Source organism: Clostridium aquiflavi, assembly GCF_031344075.1.
In the GTDB taxonomy this organism is placed as follows: Bacteria; Bacillota; Clostridia; order Clostridiales; family Clostridiaceae; genus Clostridium; species Clostridium aquiflavi.
Genome location: NZ_JAVJAN010000023.1, coordinates 1 through 20,708, shown reverse-complemented (window position 1 = coordinate 20,708; position 20,708 = coordinate 1). Strand labels below are relative to the sequence as shown.

Sequence of the window (20,708 nt, the reverse complement as noted above, 5' to 3'; positions counted from 1 at the left end):
TTATTTAATAGCCTTACATTTTAGAATGTGAGGCTTTTAAATAATAGGGGGTGATGTTATAGATATTTATACTGCTATAAAGAAAGAAAAATCATCTTTAAAAAGATTTATAATATTTATGATAATATTAGCAACTACACTACCGGCAGTTTTATTAATAACTAATCTTTTAAATGTATTTTATTTAATATATTTAACCTTTATTGAATTTTTAATAGTAATTTCTATACTTATTAAATTAAATGGATATAAGGTAGAATACAGATGTAATAATAATCGTCTAACGTTTAAAACAGGAATATTAACAACAACATCGTTAATATTATGTGACAAAGTTGTTTTAGTACATACTAATAAATCGGATTATGATATGGAAATAATTATTATTACAAGTGTCTCATTTAAAAATAGTCTATTGAGAACTGTAGATGCTAATTTTCTTAAAAGACATCCTAAAATAAAAAAGGAATATGATAAGATACAGGAGAAAAATCCAAATAAAACCTATTATTTTCAAATAGTAAGAAAAGGCGGATTAAAGAAGTATTTATTATTAGACTGCATATATAGAAATTGTGTTAAAGCTATATATACTGATTATAGTATACAAAATATAAAGATTGCACGAGGACAAACAATAGTTTAAAGAAAGAAGGCACATATTTTGAATACCAATATTATAAAAATTAATAATATTATTGATGATGAAGAAAAAATGAAAGAAGCAGCACAAATAATAAAAAATGGTGGCATAGTTGCTTTTCCAACAGAAACTGTATATGGATTAGGTTCTGATGCGTTAAATGAAGATGCTGTTAAAAAAATTTTTATAGCTAAAGGAAGACCTCAAGATAATCCTTTAATTGTTCATGTTGCATCAAAAAATATAGAAAATTTAGTTGAAGATATACCAGAAATAGCTCAAAAATTAATAGACAAATATTGGCCAGGTCCATTAACATTAATTTTAAAGAAGAAGTCTATAATTCCTAATATGACTAGTGCAAATTTAGATACTATAGGAATAAGAATGCCTAATAATGAAATAGCATTAAAATTAATAGAGATGTCTAATACGGTTATTGCAGCACCATCTGCTAATATAAGTGGAAGACCTAGCCCGACAGATGTAGAAAGATGCATAGAAGATTTGTCAGGTAGAGTAGACTGTATAGTCGGTGGAAATAAAAGTGATATAGGATTAGAATCAACAATATTAGATTGTACAGTTAATCCACCATTAGTATTAAGACCAGGTGGAATAACTTTAGAAATGTTAAAACAGATAGATAATAAAATAGAAATAGATGGAGCTATAATGAAAAAGAGTACTGGTGATTTAAAACCAAAAGCACCAGGAATGAAATATAGACACTATGCACCTAAAGCTAAAGTTAAGATAATTTCAGGTGAAAGAAAAAAAACTATTGAAAAAATGAAAGAAATGGTAGATTATTATATAGATAATAATAAAAAGGTGTGTATACTTACAATACAAGAAAATGAAAAAGAATATAATAAAGGAATCAAAGTAGTACTAGGCAGTAGAGAAAATTTACTTATGGTTGCACAAAATTTATTTGAATCATTAAGAAAATGCGATGATTTAGGTGCAGATGTAATATTAGCAGAGGCTTATGAAGAAAAAGGTGTAGGAATAGCTATTATGAATAGACTAAATAAAGCCGCTGGATTTGATATTATAGAAGTATAATTTTACAAGAATATATAAATAAGATTTTGATTATTGCTTAAAATAAGAGGAAGATAAAGTTTAATAATCTGCTTTTTCTTCTTTTTTTATGAATAGATATATTATAGTATGGAGGTTTTGATTATGAAATTAGCAATCGGATGCGATCATGGTGGATTTGAATTAAAACAAGAAATTATAAAATTTCTAGAAAGTGAAGGACATGAAGTTAAAGATTTTGGTACACATTCAACAGAATCTTGCGATTATCCAGATATAGCATTACCAGTAGCAGAAGCTGTTGTAGCTAAGGAATTCGAACTTGGAATATTAGTTTGTGGTACAGGAATAGGTATAGGAATTGCTGCTAATAAGGTTGCAGGTATAAGAGCTGCATTATGTTCAGATACTTTTAGTGCACATGCAACAAGACAACATAATAATGCAAATATATTAACATTAGGTCAAAGGGTTGTTGGAACTGGTCTTGCTTTAGACATAGTAAAAACTTTTATATCATCTAAGTTTGAAGGTGATAGACATCAAAAGAGAATAGATAAGATTAGTGAAATAGAAGCTAAACACAGTAAATAATATTAAATTTAATATATTTAAACATTTAATTTTGGAGGGATAAATATGAGTAAAGTAATTGAAGTTAATCATCCATTAGTGCTACATAAGCTTTCGATGGTAAGAAGTAAGGATACAGGATCAAAGGATTTTAAGGAATTAGTAAAAGAAATCTCAATGTTACTAACTTATGAAGCAACAAGAGATATAAATATGGATGAAGTAGAAATTGAGACTCCTGTTTGTAAAACAAAATGTAGAGTTGTTTCTGGAAAGAAAATGGCTATAGTGCCTATTTTAAGAGCAGGTCTTGGAATGGTTGATGGTGTTCTTAGTTTAATACCAGCTGCTAAAATCGGTCATATAGGATTATATAGAGATGAAGAAACATTACAACCAGTAGAATATTTTTGTAAGCTTCCAAAAGATATAGAAGAAAGAGATGTTATAGTTGTAGATCCAATGCTTGCTACAGGTGGTTCAGCAGCAGATGCATTAACTATGTTAAAAGAAAAAGGGGCTAAGAATTTAAAACTAATGTGTTTAATTTCAGCTCCAGAAGGAATAGAATTAGTACAACAAAAACATCCTGATGTAGATATATATGTAGCTTCTGTAGATGAAAAATTAAATGAAAAAGGTTATATAGTTCCTGGATTAGGCGATGCCGGAGACAGATTATTCGGAACTAAATAATATTTTATATTATTACAAAAGGAGTATCTTAAATAAAAATTTTAAAGATACTCCTTTTAAATTTATCTGTTATAATTAACATAAATAATGTTATTTTTAGGAGAATTAAAAATGGAAAGAACAATCAAAGAGAATTATTATTTAGATATTGCTGAAACTGTATTGGAAAGAGGTACATGCCTAAGAAGAAATTATGGCTCAATAATAGTTAAAAATGATGAAATAATATCAACAGGATATACCGGAGCTCCAAGAGGAAGAAAGAACTGTATAGATATTAATAGTTGCATAAGAGAAAAATTACAAGTCCCTAGAGGAACACATTATGAACTTTGTAGAAGTGTACATAGTGAAGCTAATGCTATAATTAGTGCATCACGAAGAGATATGATTGGAGCAACATTATATCTAGTAGGAAGAGATGTTAAGACAAGAGCATATGTGGAAAATGCTAATTCTTGTTCTATGTGTAAAAGACTTATAATTAATGCCGGAATTTCTTATGTTGTTATAAGAAAGGATAAAGAAGATTACATTAAAATAGATGTAGAAGATTGGGTAAAAAATGATGATTCATTAAACATAAATGAGGACTTTGGTTATTAAAAAATTATATAGATTAAATTTAGAATATATACAAACATAATGCAAAAAATATTAACAAGAATTAATAGATTTTTATATATAAAAAATAAGTATGTAAGATCTATTATCGCAGATTGGAGGAAATACTATGAGTAAAAAGAAAGTTATAACTATATTTGGAACGAGACCTGAAGCAATAAAAATGGCTCCATTAGTTCAAGAGCTAAAAAAAAGAGAAGAAATAGAATCTAAGGTGTGCGTTACAGCTCAACACAGAGAAATGTTGGATCAAGTTTTAGAGTTATTTAATATAAAACCAGACTTTGATTTAAATATAATGAAAACAAGACAAACTTTAACTGGAATAACAAATAAAGTATTAGAGGGATTAGAAGAAATATTTGAACAAGAAAAGCCGGATATGATATTAGTACATGGAGATACTACAACAACTTTTGCAGGAGCATTAGCAGCATTTTATAAGCAAATAAAAGTTGGTCATGTAGAAGCTGGACTTAGAACGTTTAATAAATATTTCCCATTTCCTGAAGAAATGAATAGAAGGCTAACAGGAAACTTGTCTGATTTACATTTTGCACCGACAAAAAGTTCTAAAGAGAATTTATTAAAAGAGGGTGTTTCAGAAGATATTATTTATATAACTGGAAACACTGTTATAGATGCTATGAAGTATACAGTAGAGGAAAATTATGAATTTGAAAATGATGAATTAAAGAAAATAGATTTTAATAAAAAAGTTATAATGGTAACGGCTCATAGAAGAGAAAATTGGGGTGAAGGAATAAATAATATTTGTGATTCATTAAAGCAAATCGTTTTAAATAATGAAGATGTTGAATTAGTATATTTAGTTCATTTGAATCCAATTGTTAAAGATGTAGTGTTTGAAAAATTAGGCAATTTAGACAGAGTTCATTTATTACCACCATTAGATACTAAAGAAACTCATAATTTAATGAATAAATCATATTTAGTTATGACTGATTCAGGTGGATTACAAGAAGAAGCACCACATTTAGGAAAACCAGTATTAGTATTAAGAGATGTTACAGAAAGACCAGAAGCAGTACAATATGGAACAGTTAAACTAGTTGGTACTGATGTAGAAAAAATAGTTAGTGAAGCAAATAAATTATTAAATGATGTTGATGCATATAGTAGTATGAGTAAAGCAGTAAATCCATACGGAGATGGTGTTGCTTCAATTAGAATAGTAGATTCTATATTGAGATATTTTGAGTTAAGTGAAAAAGAAGTTGAAGAATTTAAAATATAAATATAAACTTTGTCTAAAATTTAACAATAAAGTCTTGATTAATAAAAAAAATAAATGTATAATTATGTTATGTTAATAATTTAACGATAAGGATATTAAACATATATAATTTTTAGGAGGATTTACACATGAAAGAAGTAGTTATTGTAAGTGCAGTAAGAACAGCTCTTGGAAGCTTTGGTGGATCATTAAAAACTGTTCCAGCAGTAGAATTAGGAGCAACTGTAATTAAAGAAGCTGTAAACAGAGCTGGTATTAAACCAGAAGCTGTTGAAGAAGTTATAATGGGTAATGTTATACAAGCTGGTTTAGGACAAAATCCAGCTAGACAATCATCTGTTAAAGCAGGATTACCAGTAGAAATTCCATCAATGACAATCAACAAAGTTTGTGGTTCAGGATTAAGAGCAGTTAGTTTAGCAGCTCAAATGATAAAAGCAGGAGATGCTGATGTTATAGTTGCTGGTGGTATGGAAAACATGTCAGCAGCACCATATGTATTACCAGGTGCTAGATGGGGCCAAAGAATGGGCGACGCTAAAATGACAGATACTATGATAAAAGATGGATTATGGGATGCATTTAACAACTATCATATGGGTGTTACTGCTGAAAATATCGCAAAACAATGGGGATTAACTAGAGAAGAACAAGATGCTTTCTCAGCTTCATCTCAACAAAAAGCTCAAAAAGCAATTGAAACTGGAAGATTTAAAGATGAAATAGTTCCAGTTATGATTCCACAAAGAAAGGGAGAACCAAAAGTATTTGATACTGATGAATTCCCAAGATTTGGAACAACTAAAGAATCTTTAGCTAAATTAAAACCAGCCTTCATTAAAGAAGGAACAGTAACAGCAGGTAATGCTTCAGGAATAAATGATGGAGCAGCAGCTTTCGTTGTTATGAGTGCTGAAAAAGCAGCAGAATTAGGAGTTAAGCCATTAGCTAAAATACTTTCTTACGGATCAAAAGGATTAGATCCATCTATAATGGGATATGGACCATTCCATGCAACTAAGAAAGCTTTAGAAGAAGCTAACTTAACAATAGATGATATGGATTTAATCGAAGCTAATGAAGCTTTTGCAGCTCAAAGTTTAGCAGTTGCTAGAGATTTAAAATTCGATATGGAAAAAGTTAATGTTAACGGAGGAGCTATCGCATTAGGACATCCAGTTGGAGCATCTGGTGGTAGAATTCTTGTTACATTACTTCATGAAATGGAAAAAAGAGATGCTAAAAAAGGTTTAGCAACACTTTGTATAGGTGGAGGAATGGGAACTGCTCTTATAGTTGAAAGACTATAATTAGTAGTACTAATTACTCTTAAGAAAATTGCTATGATTATTAATCATAGCAATTTTTTTACTCTTTAGGAATTTATATTATTAAAGAATTTGTGGATAACTTTTAGAATACCGTTTTTTAAAGTTTAAAAGGTTTATAAAATCTAGGTTAAGGTAAATGTTTAGTTGAAAATTGAGACTGGAAAGTTAAATGAAAGGTTCTTAATAAGTATTTTAAAGCATATTATCTTAGAAAGATTAAGGATTTTAATCATAATTTTAAAATTCTAGTTATTAATTTTTAATTAAATTAATAAATAAGATTTAAAGATTGTAATTTACAAATAAAAAGTTAATTTATAAGTGTAGTTTTTTTTATACAGTAATAATAAATTATTATAATTTATTATAATAAAAGGTAATAAAATTACATAACATAAATATAATAGTTATGAATGAATTCCTACAAATTTCAAATTTTGCTCTATTTAATGGTATATGTAATAAGAATATATGCAAGATGTAAAGAACAATATTGAATTAAATAATTATAAATACTACTTAATAAAGTGATTATAAGCCTGTAACTGGGTTTATCAATGAATATTAAAAAAAAAAATTGAATAAAGCAAATTTTTTATATTCATTAGTACAAAAACAAAAACGACAACGTTTTACAAAATTACAAAAAAATCCAACAAAAAAATTGAATAAAGTTTAATAAAACTTGTATATTCATGTAAAATAACATCAGAAAACGATACCATAAAAAAAAAGAAAATATTCAAAAAAATGAATATTCTGATAATTGCAAGAACTGATGTTGATTATTTTATTTTTAAAGATAATCTGATTAAATGAGAAATTTACCTGCATATACCAAAGGAAATAGAAGATAAACACATATTACGAGAATAAAAAGCAATTTATTACTATAAATAGTATTTTATTAAACATTGATATGGTTATATAATATCTCATATTGAAGTCAAGAGGAGAGAGTTATGAATAGAGAGCCGATTAAACTTCTTAAAGATATGATTAAATTAGATTTAAGGGGTGGACTTTTAGTATCTTTAATTATAAGTATCCTTTTTTCTTTTAAGGATGCAAGTATATATTTAGCAGGTATTATAGTATCTTTAATTAACTTTACGATAAATGTGTATATTACCAGAAGTTTTTTAGGATATAGTAATAAAAATAAATACATAACTATGAGTGTACCATTAAAAATAGGTATTGTAATTTTAGCATCATTACCTTTTATAAAAAATGTAGAATACATTTCTTGTTATATGTGTGGCTTTATCTCACATTATGTATTTTTAACATTTAACTGTATAAACAGTAAGAAAGGAAGTGTTTAAAGTGGAACCCAGTAAGGTTGTATTTTCCTTTAAAATTGGAGATTTCCCAGTAGATATTATTCCAGAAGTAATAGTTCAATGGATAATAATTCTAGCTGTAGCAATAACGGCATATTTACTAACAAGGAATTTAAAACAAAAGCCAGATAAGAAACAAGCTGCATTAGAAAAGTTTTATGAAACAGTAACTTCACTTGTTAGTAATACTATGGGAGAAAGTTATGTAGGGTTTGTACCCTATGTAGGTACATTGATAATTTACTTACTATTATTAAATTTTACAGGATTAGTTGGTATAAAACCGCCAACACAAAACTTAAGTGTAACTGTTGGTCTTGCAATTACAACATTTGTAGTTATTAATTTTACTGCAATTAAGAGAAATGGCTTAGGCAAATATTTAAAAGGTTTTGGACATCCATTTATAGGTATGTTACCTATAAATATTATGGAAAGAGTTATGTTACCTGTATCTTTAGCACTCAGACTTTTTGGTAACATGTTAGCAGCGACAATTTTAGTTGATTTAGTATACAAAGCATTAGGACATATAGGCATGGTAGCTCAAATTGGTTTACCAATAATAGTCCATGGATATTTTGATTTGTTTGATGGAACAATCCAAATGCTAGTATTTACTATGTTAACTATAATTAATATTAAAACAACAGCAGAACATTAGTGAAAAATTATTTATTTTAAGGAGGAATTACGATGGATTTAGCAGTTATCGGAGCAGGTATTGCTGTATTAACAGGATTAGGGGCAGGTATTGGAATTGGTATAGCTACAGGAAGGGCTACAGAAGCAATTGCAAGACAACCAGAAGCAGCAAGTAAAATTCAAACTGCATTAATCATAGGAGCTGGACTTGCAGAAGCAACAGCTATTTATGGATTAATAATTGCATTTATGATATTAACAAAATAATATTTATGAGTTGATTATATTGACTCCGAAGGGAGGATATAGATAAGTATATGGAAACTAATTATTCAGTAATTTTTATGACAATAATTAACTTTTGTATTCTAGTTGCTATTTTAAAGCATTTTTTCTGGGATAAAATAAAAGGTATAATTAATGAAAGACAAGATTTTGTTGATGAACAATTATTAAAAGTTGATGAAGACTCAGAAAAAGCAAGAATGTATCTACTAGAAAATCAAAGAATATTGCAAACAGCTAAAGAAGAAGGTAAAAAAATTACCGAAAGTCAAAAAGAAAAAGCTAATAAAGTATATGATGAAATAGTTGAAGATGCTAATGAAGAAGCTAAATCGTTATTAGAAAGAGCTAAAACTGATATACAACGCGAAAAAGAAAAAGCTGAGTATGAAATAAAAAAACAAGCAGTAGATTTAGCTATAGAACTTTCAATTAAGGCTTTAGAAGAAAACATAGACGAAAGTAAACATAGAGAACTTATAAGCGATTTTATTACTAAGGTAGGTATGTAGCTATGTATGAATACTTAGATAGGCGATATGCATTAGCACTTTACCAAGTTGCTGAAAAAAAAGGAAAAGTGGATGAATACTTACAAGATTTAAGAGAAATTTGTGAGATTATTGAAAATAATCATGAATTTCATGAAGTAATAAAACATCCTCAAATAAGTACAAAGAAAAAAAAGAAAACATTTATTAGTATTTTTAAAAACAAGATTGATGAAGAGTTACTTTCTTTTCTTCTTATATTAATTGAAAAAGATAGAATACTTTATCTTAGAGAAAAATTAAATGAGATGGAAAAGATAGATCTTGAAAGAAAAAATACATTAAAAGGTATTATAAAAACAGCTATACCACTTTTATCAAATGAACTTGATAACTTAAGAAATATTTTTCAAAAGAAATATGATAAAAATATTTTATTTGAAACTGAAGTAGATCGTAATTTATTAGGTGGAGTTTATGTAAGAGTTGGTAATGATGTAATAGATGATACTGTCAAATCTAAAATAGAAGAAATGAAAGATTTAATGCTTAAACAGAAATAGAGGTGAATCCATGAATATTAAGCCAGAAGAAATAACTTCTATTATCAAAAAAGAGATAGAAAAATATGAAAAACAAATAAAAACAGTAGATTCTGGTACTATAATTCAAGTCGGAGATGGAGTTTCAAGAGTTTATGGATTAGATAACTGTATGGAAGGCGAATTACTAGAATTTCCAAATGATGTATATGGAATGGCTTTAAATCTAGAACAAGACAATGTCGGATGTGTTCTTTTAGGAAATGAAGAAGGTATAAAAGAAGGAGATATTGTTAAGGGTTCAGGAAAAATAGTTGAAGTTCCAGTAGGTGAAGCGTTAATAGGTAGAGTTGTTAATTCATTAGGTGAAGAACTTGATGGAAAAGGCCCAATAAACACAAATCAAACTAGACCTATAGAAGTTAAAGCACCTAGCATCATAGATAGAAGTTCTGTTAATGAACCATTACAAACAGGAATTAAAGCTATTGACTCAATGATACCAATAGGTAAAGGTCAAAGAGAACTTATAATAGGCGATAGACAAACAGGAAAAACAGCACTTGTTATAGATACTATATTAAATCAAAAAGGAAAAGATGTAATATGTATTTATGTAGCTATTGGACAAAAACAATCTACAGTTGCACATATAGTTAATACATTAACTGAAATGGGTGCTATGGATTATAGTATAATAGTAAGTTCAACAGCAGCAGATTCTGCTCCATTACAATATCTTGCTCCATATGCAGGATGTAGTATTGGTGAATACTTCATGAATCAAGGAAAAGATGTATTGATAGTTTATGATGATTTATCTAAGCACGCAGTAGCTTATAGAACAATGTCATTACTTCTTAGAAGACCGCCAGGCAGAGAAGCTTATCCAGGAGATGTTTTCTATATTCATTCAAGATTGCTTGAAAGAGCAGCTAAATTATCAGATGAAAAAGGTGGAGGATCACTAACAGCTCTTCCTATAATAGAAACTCTAGCTGGAGACATAACAGCATATATACCAACAAATGTTATATCAATTACAGATGGTCAAATATTCTTAGAATCTGATTTATTCAATTCTGGGCAAAGACCTGCTGTTAATGCTGGTATATCAGTATCAAGAGTTGGTGGTAATGCTCAAATTAAAGCAATGAAGCAAGTAACAGGTACATTAAGACTAGAACTTGCACAATATAGAGAATTAGCAGCATTTGCTCAATTTGGATCAGATTTAGATAAAGATTCTAAAAAGAGACTTGAAAAAGGTAAGAGATTGGTAGAAATATTAAAACAAGATCAATACAAACCTTTAGAAGTTGAAAAACAAATTGTTATATTATATACAGCAGTTAATGATTTCTTATCTGATATAAAAGTAGAACATATAAAGAAATTTGAAAAAGAATTGTTAGAATATGTAGATACTCATTATAGAGAATTAGGAAAACAAATTGCTGAAGAAAAAGTTTTAACAGATGAAATAAAAGCTAAATTAGAAGTAGCGATAGTTGAGTTTAAAAAGATATTTTTACAAGAAGCATAGCTTAGTTTTAAGCTATGCCCTTCTTTAGGAGGTAGAAAGTATGGGTTCAGCTGGACTTATAGAAATTAAACGAAGAATAAAGTCAGTAGAAAGTACAAGAAAAATAACTAATGCTATGGGACTTGTTGCCACTTCTAAGTTAAGAAAAACTAGAAAAGAATTATTAACAAATAAAAAGTTTTTTGAAGAAACTGAAAAAATTATAGAAAAGCTTGCATCAACTATTTCAGGAGATGATGATAATATTTATTTTAAATCTAACAAAAGTAAGTATAAATTATACATTTTAGTATCATCAGATACAGGCTTATGTGGTAGTTATAATAACACTGTAGTATCTTACTTAGATAGTTTAATTAGAGATGAAAAAGAAAACATAAAAGTAATTACTGTTGGAAGTAAAGGCTTAAGTTATATAAAAAGAATAGGTCTTGATACAGTAGCCGATTATGTTGATATACCAGATATACCAACAGTAAAGGAAGTTAAAATTGTTTTTGAAAATGCTCTTAAAATGTATAAAGATGGAGAAGTTTCAGAAATTAATGTTGCATACTTAGATTTTGTTTCTCCAGTAAAACAAGAACCAAAAGCAGAAAAACTTTTACCAATAGAAAAAATTACTAGTGTATCAGAAGAATTTATAACTGAACCTAATAATGAAGAAGTTTTAATTAATGCATTAAATATTCATTTAAAAGGTAAGTTTAGAAATATTTTATTAAGTGCTAAATGTAGTGAACAAAGTTCAAGAATGACAGCAATGGACGGAGCTACTCAAAATGCAAATGATATATTAGATAATTTAAATCTAAAATACAACAGAATAAGACAACAAATTATTACCCAAGAAATATCAGAAATAGTTGGAGGAGCAGAAGCTCAAAAATAGTAAGGAGGTATTTTTATGCCTGGTAAAATTGGAAAAGTAGTTCAAGTAATTGGACCAGTAGTTGATATAAAGTTTGATTCAGATTCTCTTCCAAATTTATACAATGCAATTAGTATCGATATGGGAGAAAGAACGCTAATTGCTGAAGTTGAGCAACATGTTGGTGATGATATAGTAAGAACAATTGCTATGGAAGCAACTGAAGGATTAAAAAGAGGAATGGATGCAATTGATACGGAAAAAGCTATTTCTGTACCAGTAGGAGAAGCTGTATTAGGAAGACTTTTTAATGTATTAGGAAAGCCTATTGACAATGCAGGAGATGTAGATGCTGAAGAGATTTATCAAATTCATAGACCAGCACCAAGCTTTAAAGATCAAGCCGTTGAACCAGAAATGTTTGAAACAGGTATCAAGGTTATAGATTTGCTTGCACCATATCAAAGAGGTGGAAAAATAGGTCTTTTTGGTGGAGCCGGAGTTGGAAAAACAGTATTAATTCAAGAATTAATAAACAATATAGCTAAAGAACATGGTGGATTATCAGTATTTACTGGAGTTGGAGAAAGATCAAGAGAAGGTAATGATCTTTACCATGAAATGAAAGATTCAGGCGTTATAAATAAAACAGCCTTAGTATTTGGTCAAATGAATGAGCCACCTGGTGCTAGAATGAGAGTTGCATTAACAGGTTTAACTATGGCTGAATATTTTAGAGATAAAGGTCAAGATGTATTATTATTTATAGATAACATATTTAGATTTACTCAAGCTGGATCAGAAGTTTCAGCATTACTTGGAAGAATACCATCAGCTGTTGGTTATCAACCAACATTAGCAACTGAAATGGGTGCACTTCAAGAAAGAATTACATCAACTAAGAGTGGTTCTATAACATCTGTTCAAGCAGTTTATGTTCCTGCTGATGACTTAACAGACCCAGCACCAGCAACAACATTCTCACATCTAGATGCAACAACAGTTCTATCAAGAAGTATAGTTGAATTAGGAATATATCCAGCAGTAGATCCACTAGAATCTTCATCTAGAATATTAGATCCTAGAATTGTTGGTGAAGAACATTATAATGTGGCTACAAAAATTAAGAACATACTTGAAAGATATAAGGAATTACAAGATATCATAGCTATATTAGGTGTAGATGAATTATCTGATGAAGATAAGGCAGTAGTTTCTAGAGCAAGAAAAGTACAAAGATTTTTATCACAACCATTTACAGTAGGTGAACAATTTACAGGAATGCCTGGAAAATATGTTTCTGTAAAAGAAACAATAAGAGGGTTTAAAGAAATTTTAGAAGGTAAATATGATGATTTACCAGAATCAGCATTCTTATTCATTGGTTCAGTTGATGAAGCTGTACAAAAAGCTAAAAGTTTAGCATAGGGAGATGATTAGTATGGCTGATACCTTTTTATTAAAGATTGTTACCCCTGATAAAGACGTATTTAATGGTAATATAAAAAGAATATTTTTAAGAAATAGTATAGGAAGATTAGAGATATTAGCAAATCATGCTAATATGGTAACAAGTACGATATCATCTATTGTAGAATTTACAGATGCTGAAGGAAAAGATAAAAAGCTATTTGTTTCTAAAGGAATCGCAAGTATGTTTAATAATGAAATGACAATTTTTAGTGATTCTGCTGAATTTTCTGACGATATTGATTTAAATAGAGCAGAAAAAGCAAAAGAAAGAGCTGAAAAAAGATTACTTGAAGGAAATAAATACGATAAAGAAAGAGCAGAATTAGCATTATTAAAATCTATTGAGAGAATAAACTTAAAAAAAATGAATTAAAAAGCTTGAGAGGAATATCCTCTTAAGCTTTTTTTTAGCTTTTATTTGGCACAAATTAGCGAAAAATTTATATATTGATATTATAAACTTAACTAAATAAATGGAATAAAAAATTAAATAGCTGTTCATAATTAAAAAATGAATAGGGGGTATAAATATGAAGTTTAAATATAGTTTATTTTTGCTCATATTATTTTTATTTTTTAATATGGCAGCTATTTCAGCTAAGGACATTAATAGTGAATCTTTTTATACTTTAGAAAATAGCATAGTTAATGAAAGTTATTTTGAAGAAAACGGATTAAAAGTACAATTTAAAACTAAAAAAAATATTAATGTAGAACAAATATTTTTAAAAAAATATTTAATTAATGAATTAAAAGGAAAATATACTAAAGCTGATGATAGAAGTTTTGATGTTTCTAATGAAAATATTAAAGCTTGTGTTAATTTGTGGGAAAAAGATAGCTACACATATGTTGAAGTAACTTTAATAAATACAAATTCTAAATATGATACAAAACATTTAGAGGAATTAGTAGAGAACATAAAAAAAACCAACGTGGAAGATGTGCAAATATTTTTATATTATAAAGGAAGAATAGATAATGATAAATCATTAAATGATTTTAGTGAATTAATATCTCTTGTGAATTTAAATATGTTGAGTATTAGCAATGGTTATACAGGAACTGGGATTTCAAAATTAGGTGAAAAGATGAATTTTGCACTAGTTAGCTATAATGACAAATCTTATATAATTATTGGAACACCTATAATATTTACAACATACTAGTACAACCAAAATAAATATACAATTTATTTTGGTTGTTTAACAATTAATTATGGAGGATAATATGGAAAAAATAATAGTTAAAGGTGTAAAAAAACTAGAAGGTGAAGTTGATATAAGTTGTGCTAAAAACTCAGTTTTACCTATAATTGCAGCTACTATATTATGTCCAGAAGATATTACTATAAACAACACACCTATGTTGGAAGATGTAGAAGTTATTTGTCAATTGTTATCTCAATTAAATTGTAATATTAGTTTTTCAAAAATAAATAATAAATTAAAAATTAATACTAAAAATTTAAATCCTGTTGATGCTAATACTGATCTTATTAGAAAAATGAGAGCATCATTTTTGATAATGGGTCCTATGCTATCAAGATTTGGATATTGTAAATTATCACTACCTGGTGGATGTAATATTGGAAGTAGACCTATAGATTTACATCTAAAAGGATTCAAAGCTCTTGGGGCTGATATTAATATTGGTCATGGCTTTGTTGAAGTTAAAGCTAAAAATTTAGTGGGAAATAGAATATATTTAGACTTTCCATCAGTAGGTGCAACTGAAAACATTTTAACAGCATCAATATTAGCAAATGGAACAACGATAATAGAAAATGCAGCAGAAGAACCTGAAATCGAAGATTTAGCAAGATTTTTAAATAGTATGGGAGCTAATATAGAAGGTGCAGGAAGAGGAAAGATAACTATACATGGAGTAAAAGAATTAAAAGGAATAAGTTATACCCCTATATACGATAGAATTGAAGCAGGAACATTTATGATAGCAGCAGGAATAACAAATAGTATTATAAAAATTAATGGAGTAAATGAAGATCACTTAAGGCCTGTCATAGAAAAACTAAAAGAATGTGGAATTGAATTTAATAGATTAAAGAATGATTCAATTATAGTAGATGGTACAGGAGAAAAAAGACCAGTTGATATAAAAACATTACCATATCCAGGCTTTCCAACTGATATGCAAGCTCAAATGATGAGTTTATTATGTTTAACTAAAGGAACAAGTATTATAACTGAAACTATATTTGAAAATAGATTTATGCATGTTACAGAATTATTAAGAATGGGAGCTAATATAAAAATTGATGGGAGAACTGCTATAATTGATGGTGCACCTAAGCTAACTGGAGCTAAAGTAAAAGCAACAGATTTAAGAGCAGGAGCAGCAATGATATTAGCAGGATTAGCTGCAGAAGGAGAAACAGAAATAGGAGATATATATCATATAGATAGAGGATATGTTAATGTAGAAGAAAAATTTAGGAAGCTTGGTGCTGAAATCTATAGAATAGATGTATAAATAAAGGGTGAGAGTAAATTCTTACCCTTTAAAATTATATTTTATATATTTAATGGCTTAACATAATTCTTGATTTTGAGCATATATTTAGATGTAGGGTATGGGAGGAAAGAGTTATGAGGAGTAACAAATTTAATAAAGATATAAAGTTAATAATACTAATAACATTAATAATACTTATAATATTAATATTATCCCCAATAGTTTTTTTAAATTCTGATTTTAACATATTTAAACCATTTGAAATTAATAACAGTGTAGTGAAAGAAACATATAAAATAGAGCTGCCTAAAAATAAAAAGGTTAAATTATATAGAAAAGATAAAGACAAGCTTGATGAAATAGATATAGAAGAATATATTATTGGAGTAGTGGCAAGTGAAATGCCAGCTAATTTTGATGAAGATGCATTAAAAGCACAAGCTGTAGCTGCAAGAACTTATTATATAAACAAACTCAACAATCCTTGTAAAGAAGCCAGCGAGAGTGAAGGTGAAATATGTGATACGACTCATTGTCAAGTATATATGGACAAGAATGAGAGAATGAAAAAGTGGAGTGAAAAAGATGGTAATAAAAATTGGGATAAGATAAAAAAAGCAGTTAAAGATACAGAAGGACAAGTACTTGTTTATGATGGAAAAGTGTTGGAATATCCACAATTTTTTGCAATTAGTTCAGGAAAAACAGAAAGTGCTAAAGATGTATTTTCAAATGATATACCATATTTAAAATCTACAGATAGTACAGGTGAAGAAATTGCTCCTAAATACAAAAGCTTTATAGAAGTTAATTTAGATGATTTCATAGATAAAATAAATAAAAATTATTCTAATTTAAATTTATTAAAAAATAATATAGGTTCTAGTATGAATATAGATTCATATACAGAGGGGGGAGCAGTAAAAGAATTAAAGATAGGTGATCAAATTATAAAGGGAACTGAATTTAGAAAATTATTTAATTTAAATTCCACAAATTTTAATTGGACAATAAAAGATAATATTATAAAAATAGATTGTACTGGATATGGTCATGGAGTTGGAATGAGTCAGTGGGGGGCTAATGCTATGGCTAAAGATGGTAAAAAATATAATGAAATATTAACTCATTATTATGATGGGGTTGGAATAAAAAATATAACTTATAAATAATTTGAATTTATTGGAAATATATAAATTCAAAATTAAATTATAAGAAAACAAGCTATATTATTAAAAATAAATAATATGGCTTGTTTTTTTATTTTTTAATTTATATATAAAAAAACAGTATTAGTGTATTAATTTCTACAAAAGGGAAATAATGAAAAAAGGAGGTGTTAATATGGACAAAAATTTTAAAGGAAAGTTTAGAGACTTATTAAGAAAGGAGAGCTTTTATATTGCTTTATTTCTATGCCTTTGCGTTATGGCTGCTGTAGGAACTGTTTCTTATAAAAGAATAAGTAACCAACATGAAGTTGCAAAGGTTCAACAACCAGAAAAAGAGCTAACTTTAAATATTAATGATAAAAGCGTTACAAATGAAATTCCAAATGCGGAGAGAGTAGAGAATACTGCAAAAGATGAACCTAAGGTAAATAAAGAAACTGCTTCTAAGGAAACTGCTAAAAGTGTTGCTTCAACAACAGTTAACTTATCAAATCCAATAGAGGGAAAAATAAGTAGAGGATATACTTATCCAGCACCAGTAAAAGTAGAAGATAATTTATACAGAACTATAAGAGGTGTAAATATAAGTTCTAAAATTGGAACAGAAGTTAAAGCAGCTGCAGATGGAATTGTTGATGTTGTAGAAAATGCAGGCGTTGAAGAGGGTACAGTAGTAGAAATTAAACATGCCAATGGATTAAAGACAAGGTATGGAAATCTTGATAAAAATGTTTCTGTAAAAGCTGGAGATAAAGTTACAGCCAATCAAGTAATCGCTAAAATTGGAGATACAGCTAAATTATATGATAAAGAAACATTTGGTGAATATTTGAATTTACAAGTAATTAATCCAAATGGAGAACAAGTAAATCCAGAAAAATATATTAAACTTAAATAAAAGTTTAAGGAAAAAATTCTTACTAAATGAATAACTCAATAATTATTATTGAGTTATTCTTAAAATATTATTTTAAGGAGGTTGTATAGTTTGAAGGATTATATAGAGGAAAGAGTGTTAGAAGTTGCTAAATATATTATAGATTCAAAAGCCACAATAAGAAAGACTGCAAAAGTTTTTGGGGTTAGTAAAAGTACTATTCACAAAGACATGACAGAAAGATTGCCTAAAATAAATCCTATAATAGCAGAAGAAACCCATACAATATTAGAATTAAATAAAGCTGAACGTCATATTAGAGGTGGAAAAGCTACAAAAATGAAGTATAAAGCTATTGAACGATAAACATAATAGGTTTATAATATAGAATTAGTAGAAAAATGTTATTAATGGTAAGAATATGCGATTTAGGAGTGAATGATGAATGTGGTTTTGGAGAACTGGGACAGACCTTGGAATTGATTTAGGTACAGCTACTGTGCTAGTTTATGTAAAAGGCAAAGGTGTAATATTAAAAGAACCATCTGTAGTAGCCATAAATAAAAATAATAATAAATTATTGGCTGTGGGTGAAGAAGCAAGAAGAATGATAGGTCGTACGCCTGGAAATATAGTTGCTGTTCGTCCATTGAGAGATGGGGTTATTTCAAATTATGATATAACAGAAAGAATGTTAAAAGAATTTATAAGAAAAGCGTGCGGAAAGAGAAATATTACAGCGCCTAAGGTTATGGTCTGTGTACCTTCTCAAGCTACAGAAGTTGAAAAAAGAGCTGTTATTGATGCAGCAAGAAATTCTGGAGCGAAAACAGTTCATTTAATTGAAGAACCATTGGCAGCAGCAATTGGTGCAGGCATTGATATAACAAAGCCTAATGGAAACATGGTTATAGATATAGGTGGAGGAACTTGTGATATAGCTGTTATTTCATTAGGTGGAATAGTTGAGAGATCTTCAATTAAGATTGCAGGAGACAAATTTACTGAAGCAATCATAAAATATGTAAGAAATAAATACAAAATAATGATTGGAGAAAAAACGGCTGAAGATTTAAAAATAGGTATAGGTTCAGCGTTTAAAGGTTCTAGAAGTTTAACTGCTAAGATGAAGGGAAGAAACCTAGTAACAGGATTGCCAGATGAGTTAGAAATAGGCACAGAAGAAATTAGAGAAGCATTAGAAGAATCTGTTGAATCTATAGTTGATGTAGTTAAGACAGTCTTAGAAAGAACTCCACCTGAATTAGCTGCAGATATAATAGAAAAAGGCATATTAATGACTGGTGGCGGTGCATTATTATATGGGCTTGATAAGCTCATAGAGTTTAGAACTGGTGTGGAAGTAACTATAGCTGAAAATGCTATTGAGTGCGTTGCTGAAGGAACAGGAGCAGTTTTAGGACAATTAGATAAGTTAGACAATGAATTAAATTCTCAAGAAATAGTTCTTATTGAATAAAAAGAATAAAATCATCCCAAAACTTTTAAGTTTTGGGATGATTTTATTTTTTTAGATTATATGCATCGATTAAAGCTTTTGATATTAATTTAGCCATGTCCATAACTAAAGAAAGTCTTATGCTGTAAGAAGAAAATACTTCTGAATTATTAACAGTATCAACTATACCGATTATTGAAGCTATACCAACTTCAGGTAACTCTTTACCAACACCTTTTCCGGGATGTATAGCATAATCTCTAGTATGAATTTCTCCAATAGCATCTTTATTACCAAGGCATGCATCTACTCCTATTATTGGAGAATCAGGATGTTTTTCGTATATTTCTTCTAGTCGATCATCTATGTTTAAAGCGTGTATAGGACTTGAAAGTGTACCGTATACAGGTAATTCAAATGAGCTATCTTTTAAAATTGAGCCTACTAAAGGACCTAAACAATCACCAATACATTTATCAGTACCGATACAGACTATTATTGTTTTATTATTAAGATAATCCTTAATTGCTTCAGATATCTCAAAACAAGCATCTGTTGATTTATAATTTACTTTGTGTTTAGTCAAATGCAATACCCTCCCCTCTTAACATATATATATGATGGGATTTAATAAAAAATGTGGTTTAAAGTATAAAAAAAAACAAAGTGGAAAATATTAGAATGAGAGGTGAGCAATAATGAAGAGAATTTTAACTATCATATTTATGACTTTTGCATTATTAATGAATATTTATTTAATATTTTATTGGCAGCCTAAAGATGCTAAAGCAATAATTACTAGCAATAATGATAGTGTAAGTGTAATGTCATATTCAAGATCTATGTATACAGTTAATAAAAACACTGTAATGACGATATTATCTGAAGATGATAAAAAGAATTTAACAAGAATAGTATATAAATTATCAACAAGTGATATAGGAAAAGTTGAAGAAGCATTTAATTTAGAAGATGAAAATGAAGGTTTGATGAGAGCTTTTAAAGTTTTTCAAACAAGATTATCAACACAGGATTATATAAAGTTAAGAGGAATTTTTTCTAAATTTATAGATATAGAAGTATTAGATTTAAATTTGAAAAAATAATTAAAGTTATATACTAAACAGAAGTATTATAAAGTAAAATAAAGTAATATAAATATAATTTAAGTACATGAGTATATATAAGACTTGAAATATAATTGGATTGAATATATACTAGTCATTGTTGATTGGCAACAACGCAACAAAACAAAAAAAGAATATTTTGGAGGAATTCCCGAGTGGCCAAAGGGGGCAGACTGTAAATCTGTTACGTTACGTTTCGATGGTTCGAATCCATCTTCCTCCAC

Annotated in this window: 24 protein-coding genes and 1 tRNA gene; 24 read left to right on the top strand and 1 reads right to left on the bottom strand. The window is 28.4% G+C overall.

The genetic code is table 11. From position 1 onward, the window contains the following. Positions 1-58: 58 nt before the first annotated feature. The 22 genes from RGC78_RS09595 (at position 59) to RGC78_RS09490 (ending at position 19,378) form a co-directional block, all read left to right on the top strand. A complete protein-coding gene (locus RGC78_RS09595; RefSeq protein ID WP_252216388.1) occupies positions 59-646 on the top strand; it encodes a hypothetical protein in 588 nt (195 codons plus the stop codon). Between the two features lie 18 nt (positions 647-664). Beyond that, complete coding sequence (locus RGC78_RS09590) at positions 665-1,714, top strand: L-threonylcarbamoyladenylate synthase (RefSeq protein ID WP_252216324.1); 1,050 nt, start codon at positions 665-667, stop codon at positions 1,712-1,714. 123 nt (positions 1,715-1,837) lie between these two features. Beyond that, positions 1,838-2,287 carry a ribose 5-phosphate isomerase B gene (gene rpiB, locus RGC78_RS09585; protein ID WP_252216325.1) on the top strand — a complete coding sequence of 150 codons (450 nt, stop codon included), beginning with the start codon at positions 1,838-1,840 and terminating at the stop codon, positions 2,285-2,287. Positions 2,288-2,332: 45 nt separating this feature from the next. Continuing rightward, positions 2,333-2,962: a uracil phosphoribosyltransferase gene (gene upp, locus RGC78_RS09580; RefSeq protein WP_252216329.1), complete on the top strand. Its 630-nt coding sequence runs from the start codon at positions 2,333-2,335 to the stop codon at positions 2,960-2,962. A gap of 111 nt (positions 2,963-3,073) precedes the next feature. Then, positions 3,074-3,568, top strand: a complete 495-nt coding sequence (locus RGC78_RS09575; RefSeq protein WP_252216331.1) for a dCMP deaminase family protein — start codon at positions 3,074-3,076, stop codon at positions 3,566-3,568. A 127-nt stretch (positions 3,569-3,695) separates the two neighbouring features. Then, positions 3,696-4,844: a non-hydrolyzing UDP-N-acetylglucosamine 2-epimerase gene (wecB, locus tag RGC78_RS09570; RefSeq protein ID WP_252216334.1), complete on the top strand. Its 1,149-nt coding sequence runs from the start codon at positions 3,696-3,698 to the stop codon at positions 4,842-4,844. A gap of 128 nt (positions 4,845-4,972) precedes the next feature. After that, positions 4,973-6,154 carry an acetyl-CoA C-acetyltransferase gene (locus RGC78_RS09565; protein ID WP_252216336.1) on the top strand — a complete coding sequence of 394 codons (1,182 nt, stop codon included), beginning with the start codon at positions 4,973-4,975 and terminating at the stop codon, positions 6,152-6,154. Positions 6,155-7,137: 983 nt separating this feature from the next. Next, positions 7,138-7,503, top strand: coding sequence for a hypothetical protein (locus RGC78_RS09560; RefSeq protein ID WP_252216340.1), 366 nt, complete (start codon positions 7,138-7,140; stop codon positions 7,501-7,503). A gap of 1 nt (position 7,504) precedes the next feature. Further along, the gene (locus RGC78_RS09555; protein WP_252216342.1) at positions 7,505-8,185 is read left to right on the top strand and encodes a F0F1 ATP synthase subunit A; all 681 of its coding nucleotides are present in this window, start codon (positions 7,505-7,507) and stop codon (positions 8,183-8,185) included. Positions 8,186-8,217: 32 nt separating this feature from the next. Continuing rightward, positions 8,218-8,433, top strand: coding sequence for an ATP synthase F0 subunit C (atpE, locus tag RGC78_RS09550; protein WP_017353571.1), 216 nt, complete (start codon positions 8,218-8,220; stop codon positions 8,431-8,433). 50 nt (positions 8,434-8,483) lie between these two features. Then, positions 8,484-8,963, top strand: coding sequence for a F0F1 ATP synthase subunit B (locus RGC78_RS09545; protein WP_003374056.1), 480 nt, complete (start codon positions 8,484-8,486; stop codon positions 8,961-8,963). A gap of 2 nt (positions 8,964-8,965) precedes the next feature. Beyond that, positions 8,966-9,505, top strand: a complete 540-nt coding sequence (locus tag RGC78_RS09540; RefSeq protein ID WP_252216347.1) for a F0F1 ATP synthase subunit delta — start codon at positions 8,966-8,968, stop codon at positions 9,503-9,505. 10 nt (positions 9,506-9,515) lie between these two features. Continuing rightward, the gene (gene atpA, locus RGC78_RS09535) at positions 9,516-11,030 is read left to right on the top strand and encodes a F0F1 ATP synthase subunit alpha (RefSeq protein ID WP_252216350.1); all 1,515 of its coding nucleotides are present in this window, start codon (positions 9,516-9,518) and stop codon (positions 11,028-11,030) included. A 40-nt stretch (positions 11,031-11,070) separates the two neighbouring features. Continuing rightward, complete coding sequence (gene atpG, locus RGC78_RS09530; RefSeq protein ID WP_252224396.1) at positions 11,071-11,922, top strand: ATP synthase F1 subunit gamma; 852 nt, start codon at positions 11,071-11,073, stop codon at positions 11,920-11,922. 15 nt (positions 11,923-11,937) lie between these two features. Beyond that, positions 11,938-13,329: a F0F1 ATP synthase subunit beta gene (atpD, locus tag RGC78_RS09525; RefSeq protein ID WP_252216356.1), complete on the top strand. Its 1,392-nt coding sequence runs from the start codon at positions 11,938-11,940 to the stop codon at positions 13,327-13,329. Between the two features lie 13 nt (positions 13,330-13,342). Further along, complete coding sequence (gene atpC / locus RGC78_RS09520; RefSeq protein ID WP_252216357.1) at positions 13,343-13,747, top strand: ATP synthase F1 subunit epsilon; 405 nt, start codon at positions 13,343-13,345, stop codon at positions 13,745-13,747. A gap of 157 nt (positions 13,748-13,904) precedes the next feature. Beyond that, positions 13,905-14,543, top strand: a complete 639-nt coding sequence (locus RGC78_RS09515; protein WP_252216358.1) for a YwmB family TATA-box binding protein — start codon at positions 13,905-13,907, stop codon at positions 14,541-14,543. A gap of 61 nt (positions 14,544-14,604) precedes the next feature. Then, a complete protein-coding gene (gene murA, locus RGC78_RS09510) occupies positions 14,605-15,867 on the top strand; it encodes a UDP-N-acetylglucosamine 1-carboxyvinyltransferase (RefSeq protein ID WP_252216359.1) in 1,263 nt (420 codons plus the stop codon). Positions 15,868-15,983: 116 nt separating this feature from the next. Beyond that, positions 15,984-17,021: a stage II sporulation protein D gene (gene spoIID, locus RGC78_RS09505; protein WP_309556539.1), complete on the top strand. Its 1,038-nt coding sequence runs from the start codon at positions 15,984-15,986 to the stop codon at positions 17,019-17,021. 172 nt (positions 17,022-17,193) lie between these two features. Continuing rightward, the gene (locus RGC78_RS09500) at positions 17,194-17,919 is read left to right on the top strand and encodes a M23 family metallopeptidase (RefSeq protein WP_252216370.1); all 726 of its coding nucleotides are present in this window, start codon (positions 17,194-17,196) and stop codon (positions 17,917-17,919) included. 90 nt (positions 17,920-18,009) lie between these two features. Beyond that, entirely contained in the window at positions 18,010-18,264 is a 255-nt protein-coding gene (gene spoIIID, locus RGC78_RS09495) for a sporulation transcriptional regulator SpoIIID (RefSeq protein ID WP_012423010.1), read from the top strand. 79 nt (positions 18,265-18,343) lie between these two features. Beyond that, positions 18,344-19,378, top strand: a complete 1,035-nt coding sequence (locus tag RGC78_RS09490; protein ID WP_252216373.1) for a rod shape-determining protein — start codon at positions 18,344-18,346, stop codon at positions 19,376-19,378. 43 nt (positions 19,379-19,421) lie between these two features. Here RGC78_RS09490 and yyaC read toward each other — a convergent pair whose 3' ends face one another. After that, positions 19,422-19,943, bottom strand: a complete 522-nt coding sequence (yyaC, locus tag RGC78_RS09485) for a spore protease YyaC (protein WP_252216376.1) — start codon at positions 19,941-19,943, stop codon at positions 19,422-19,424. Positions 19,944-20,055: 112 nt separating this feature from the next. On the opposite strand from yyaC, the gene RGC78_RS09480 reads away from it, so the two are divergent. Further along, positions 20,056-20,463 (top strand): hypothetical protein, encoded by a 408-nt coding sequence (locus RGC78_RS09480; RefSeq protein ID WP_252224412.1) that lies wholly within the window; start codon positions 20,056-20,058, stop codon positions 20,461-20,463. A gap of 162 nt (positions 20,464-20,625) precedes the next feature. Then, a tRNA-Tyr gene (locus RGC78_RS09475) sits at positions 20,626-20,707 on the top strand. The last annotated feature ends 1 nt before the right edge of the window (position 20,708 follow it).

Excerpts from the sequence above, each read along its gene's own strand:
- rpiB (WP_252216325.1), top strand. The coding sequence starts at position 1,838 with ATGAAATTAGCAATCGGATGCGATCATGGTGGATTTGAATTAAAACAA.
- upp (WP_252216329.1), top strand. The coding sequence starts at position 2,333 with ATGAGTAAAGTAATTGAAGTTAATCATCCATTAGTGCTACATAAGCTT.
- RGC78_RS09575 (WP_252216331.1), top strand. The coding sequence starts at position 3,074 with ATGGAAAGAACAATCAAAGAGAATTATTATTTAGATATTGCTGAAACT.
- wecB (WP_252216334.1), top strand. The coding sequence starts at position 3,696 with ATGAGTAAAAAGAAAGTTATAACTATATTTGGAACGAGACCTGAAGCA.
- RGC78_RS09565 (WP_252216336.1), top strand. The coding sequence starts at position 4,973 with ATGAAAGAAGTAGTTATTGTAAGTGCAGTAAGAACAGCTCTTGGAAGC.
- RGC78_RS09560 (WP_252216340.1), top strand. The coding sequence starts at position 7,138 with ATGAATAGAGAGCCGATTAAACTTCTTAAAGATATGATTAAATTAGAT.
- atpE (WP_017353571.1), top strand. The coding sequence starts at position 8,218 with ATGGATTTAGCAGTTATCGGAGCAGGTATTGCTGTATTAACAGGATTA.
- RGC78_RS09545 (WP_003374056.1), top strand. The coding sequence starts at position 8,484 with ATGGAAACTAATTATTCAGTAATTTTTATGACAATAATTAACTTTTGT.
- RGC78_RS09540 (WP_252216347.1), top strand. The coding sequence starts at position 8,966 with ATGTATGAATACTTAGATAGGCGATATGCATTAGCACTTTACCAAGTT.
- atpA (WP_252216350.1), top strand. The coding sequence starts at position 9,516 with ATGAATATTAAGCCAGAAGAAATAACTTCTATTATCAAAAAAGAGATA.
- atpG (WP_252224396.1), top strand. The coding sequence starts at position 11,071 with ATGGGTTCAGCTGGACTTATAGAAATTAAACGAAGAATAAAGTCAGTA.
- atpD (WP_252216356.1), top strand. The coding sequence starts at position 11,938 with ATGCCTGGTAAAATTGGAAAAGTAGTTCAAGTAATTGGACCAGTAGTT.
- atpC (WP_252216357.1), top strand. The coding sequence starts at position 13,343 with ATGGCTGATACCTTTTTATTAAAGATTGTTACCCCTGATAAAGACGTA.
- RGC78_RS09515 (WP_252216358.1), top strand. The coding sequence starts at position 13,905 with ATGAAGTTTAAATATAGTTTATTTTTGCTCATATTATTTTTATTTTTT.
- murA (WP_252216359.1), top strand. The coding sequence starts at position 14,605 with ATGGAAAAAATAATAGTTAAAGGTGTAAAAAAACTAGAAGGTGAAGTT.
- spoIID (WP_309556539.1), top strand. The coding sequence starts at position 15,984 with ATGAGGAGTAACAAATTTAATAAAGATATAAAGTTAATAATACTAATA.
- RGC78_RS09500 (WP_252216370.1), top strand. The coding sequence starts at position 17,194 with ATGGACAAAAATTTTAAAGGAAAGTTTAGAGACTTATTAAGAAAGGAG.
- RGC78_RS09490 (WP_252216373.1), top strand. The coding sequence starts at position 18,344 with ATGTGGTTTTGGAGAACTGGGACAGACCTTGGAATTGATTTAGGTACA.
- RGC78_RS09480 (WP_252224412.1), top strand. The coding sequence starts at position 20,056 with ATGAAGAGAATTTTAACTATCATATTTATGACTTTTGCATTATTAATG.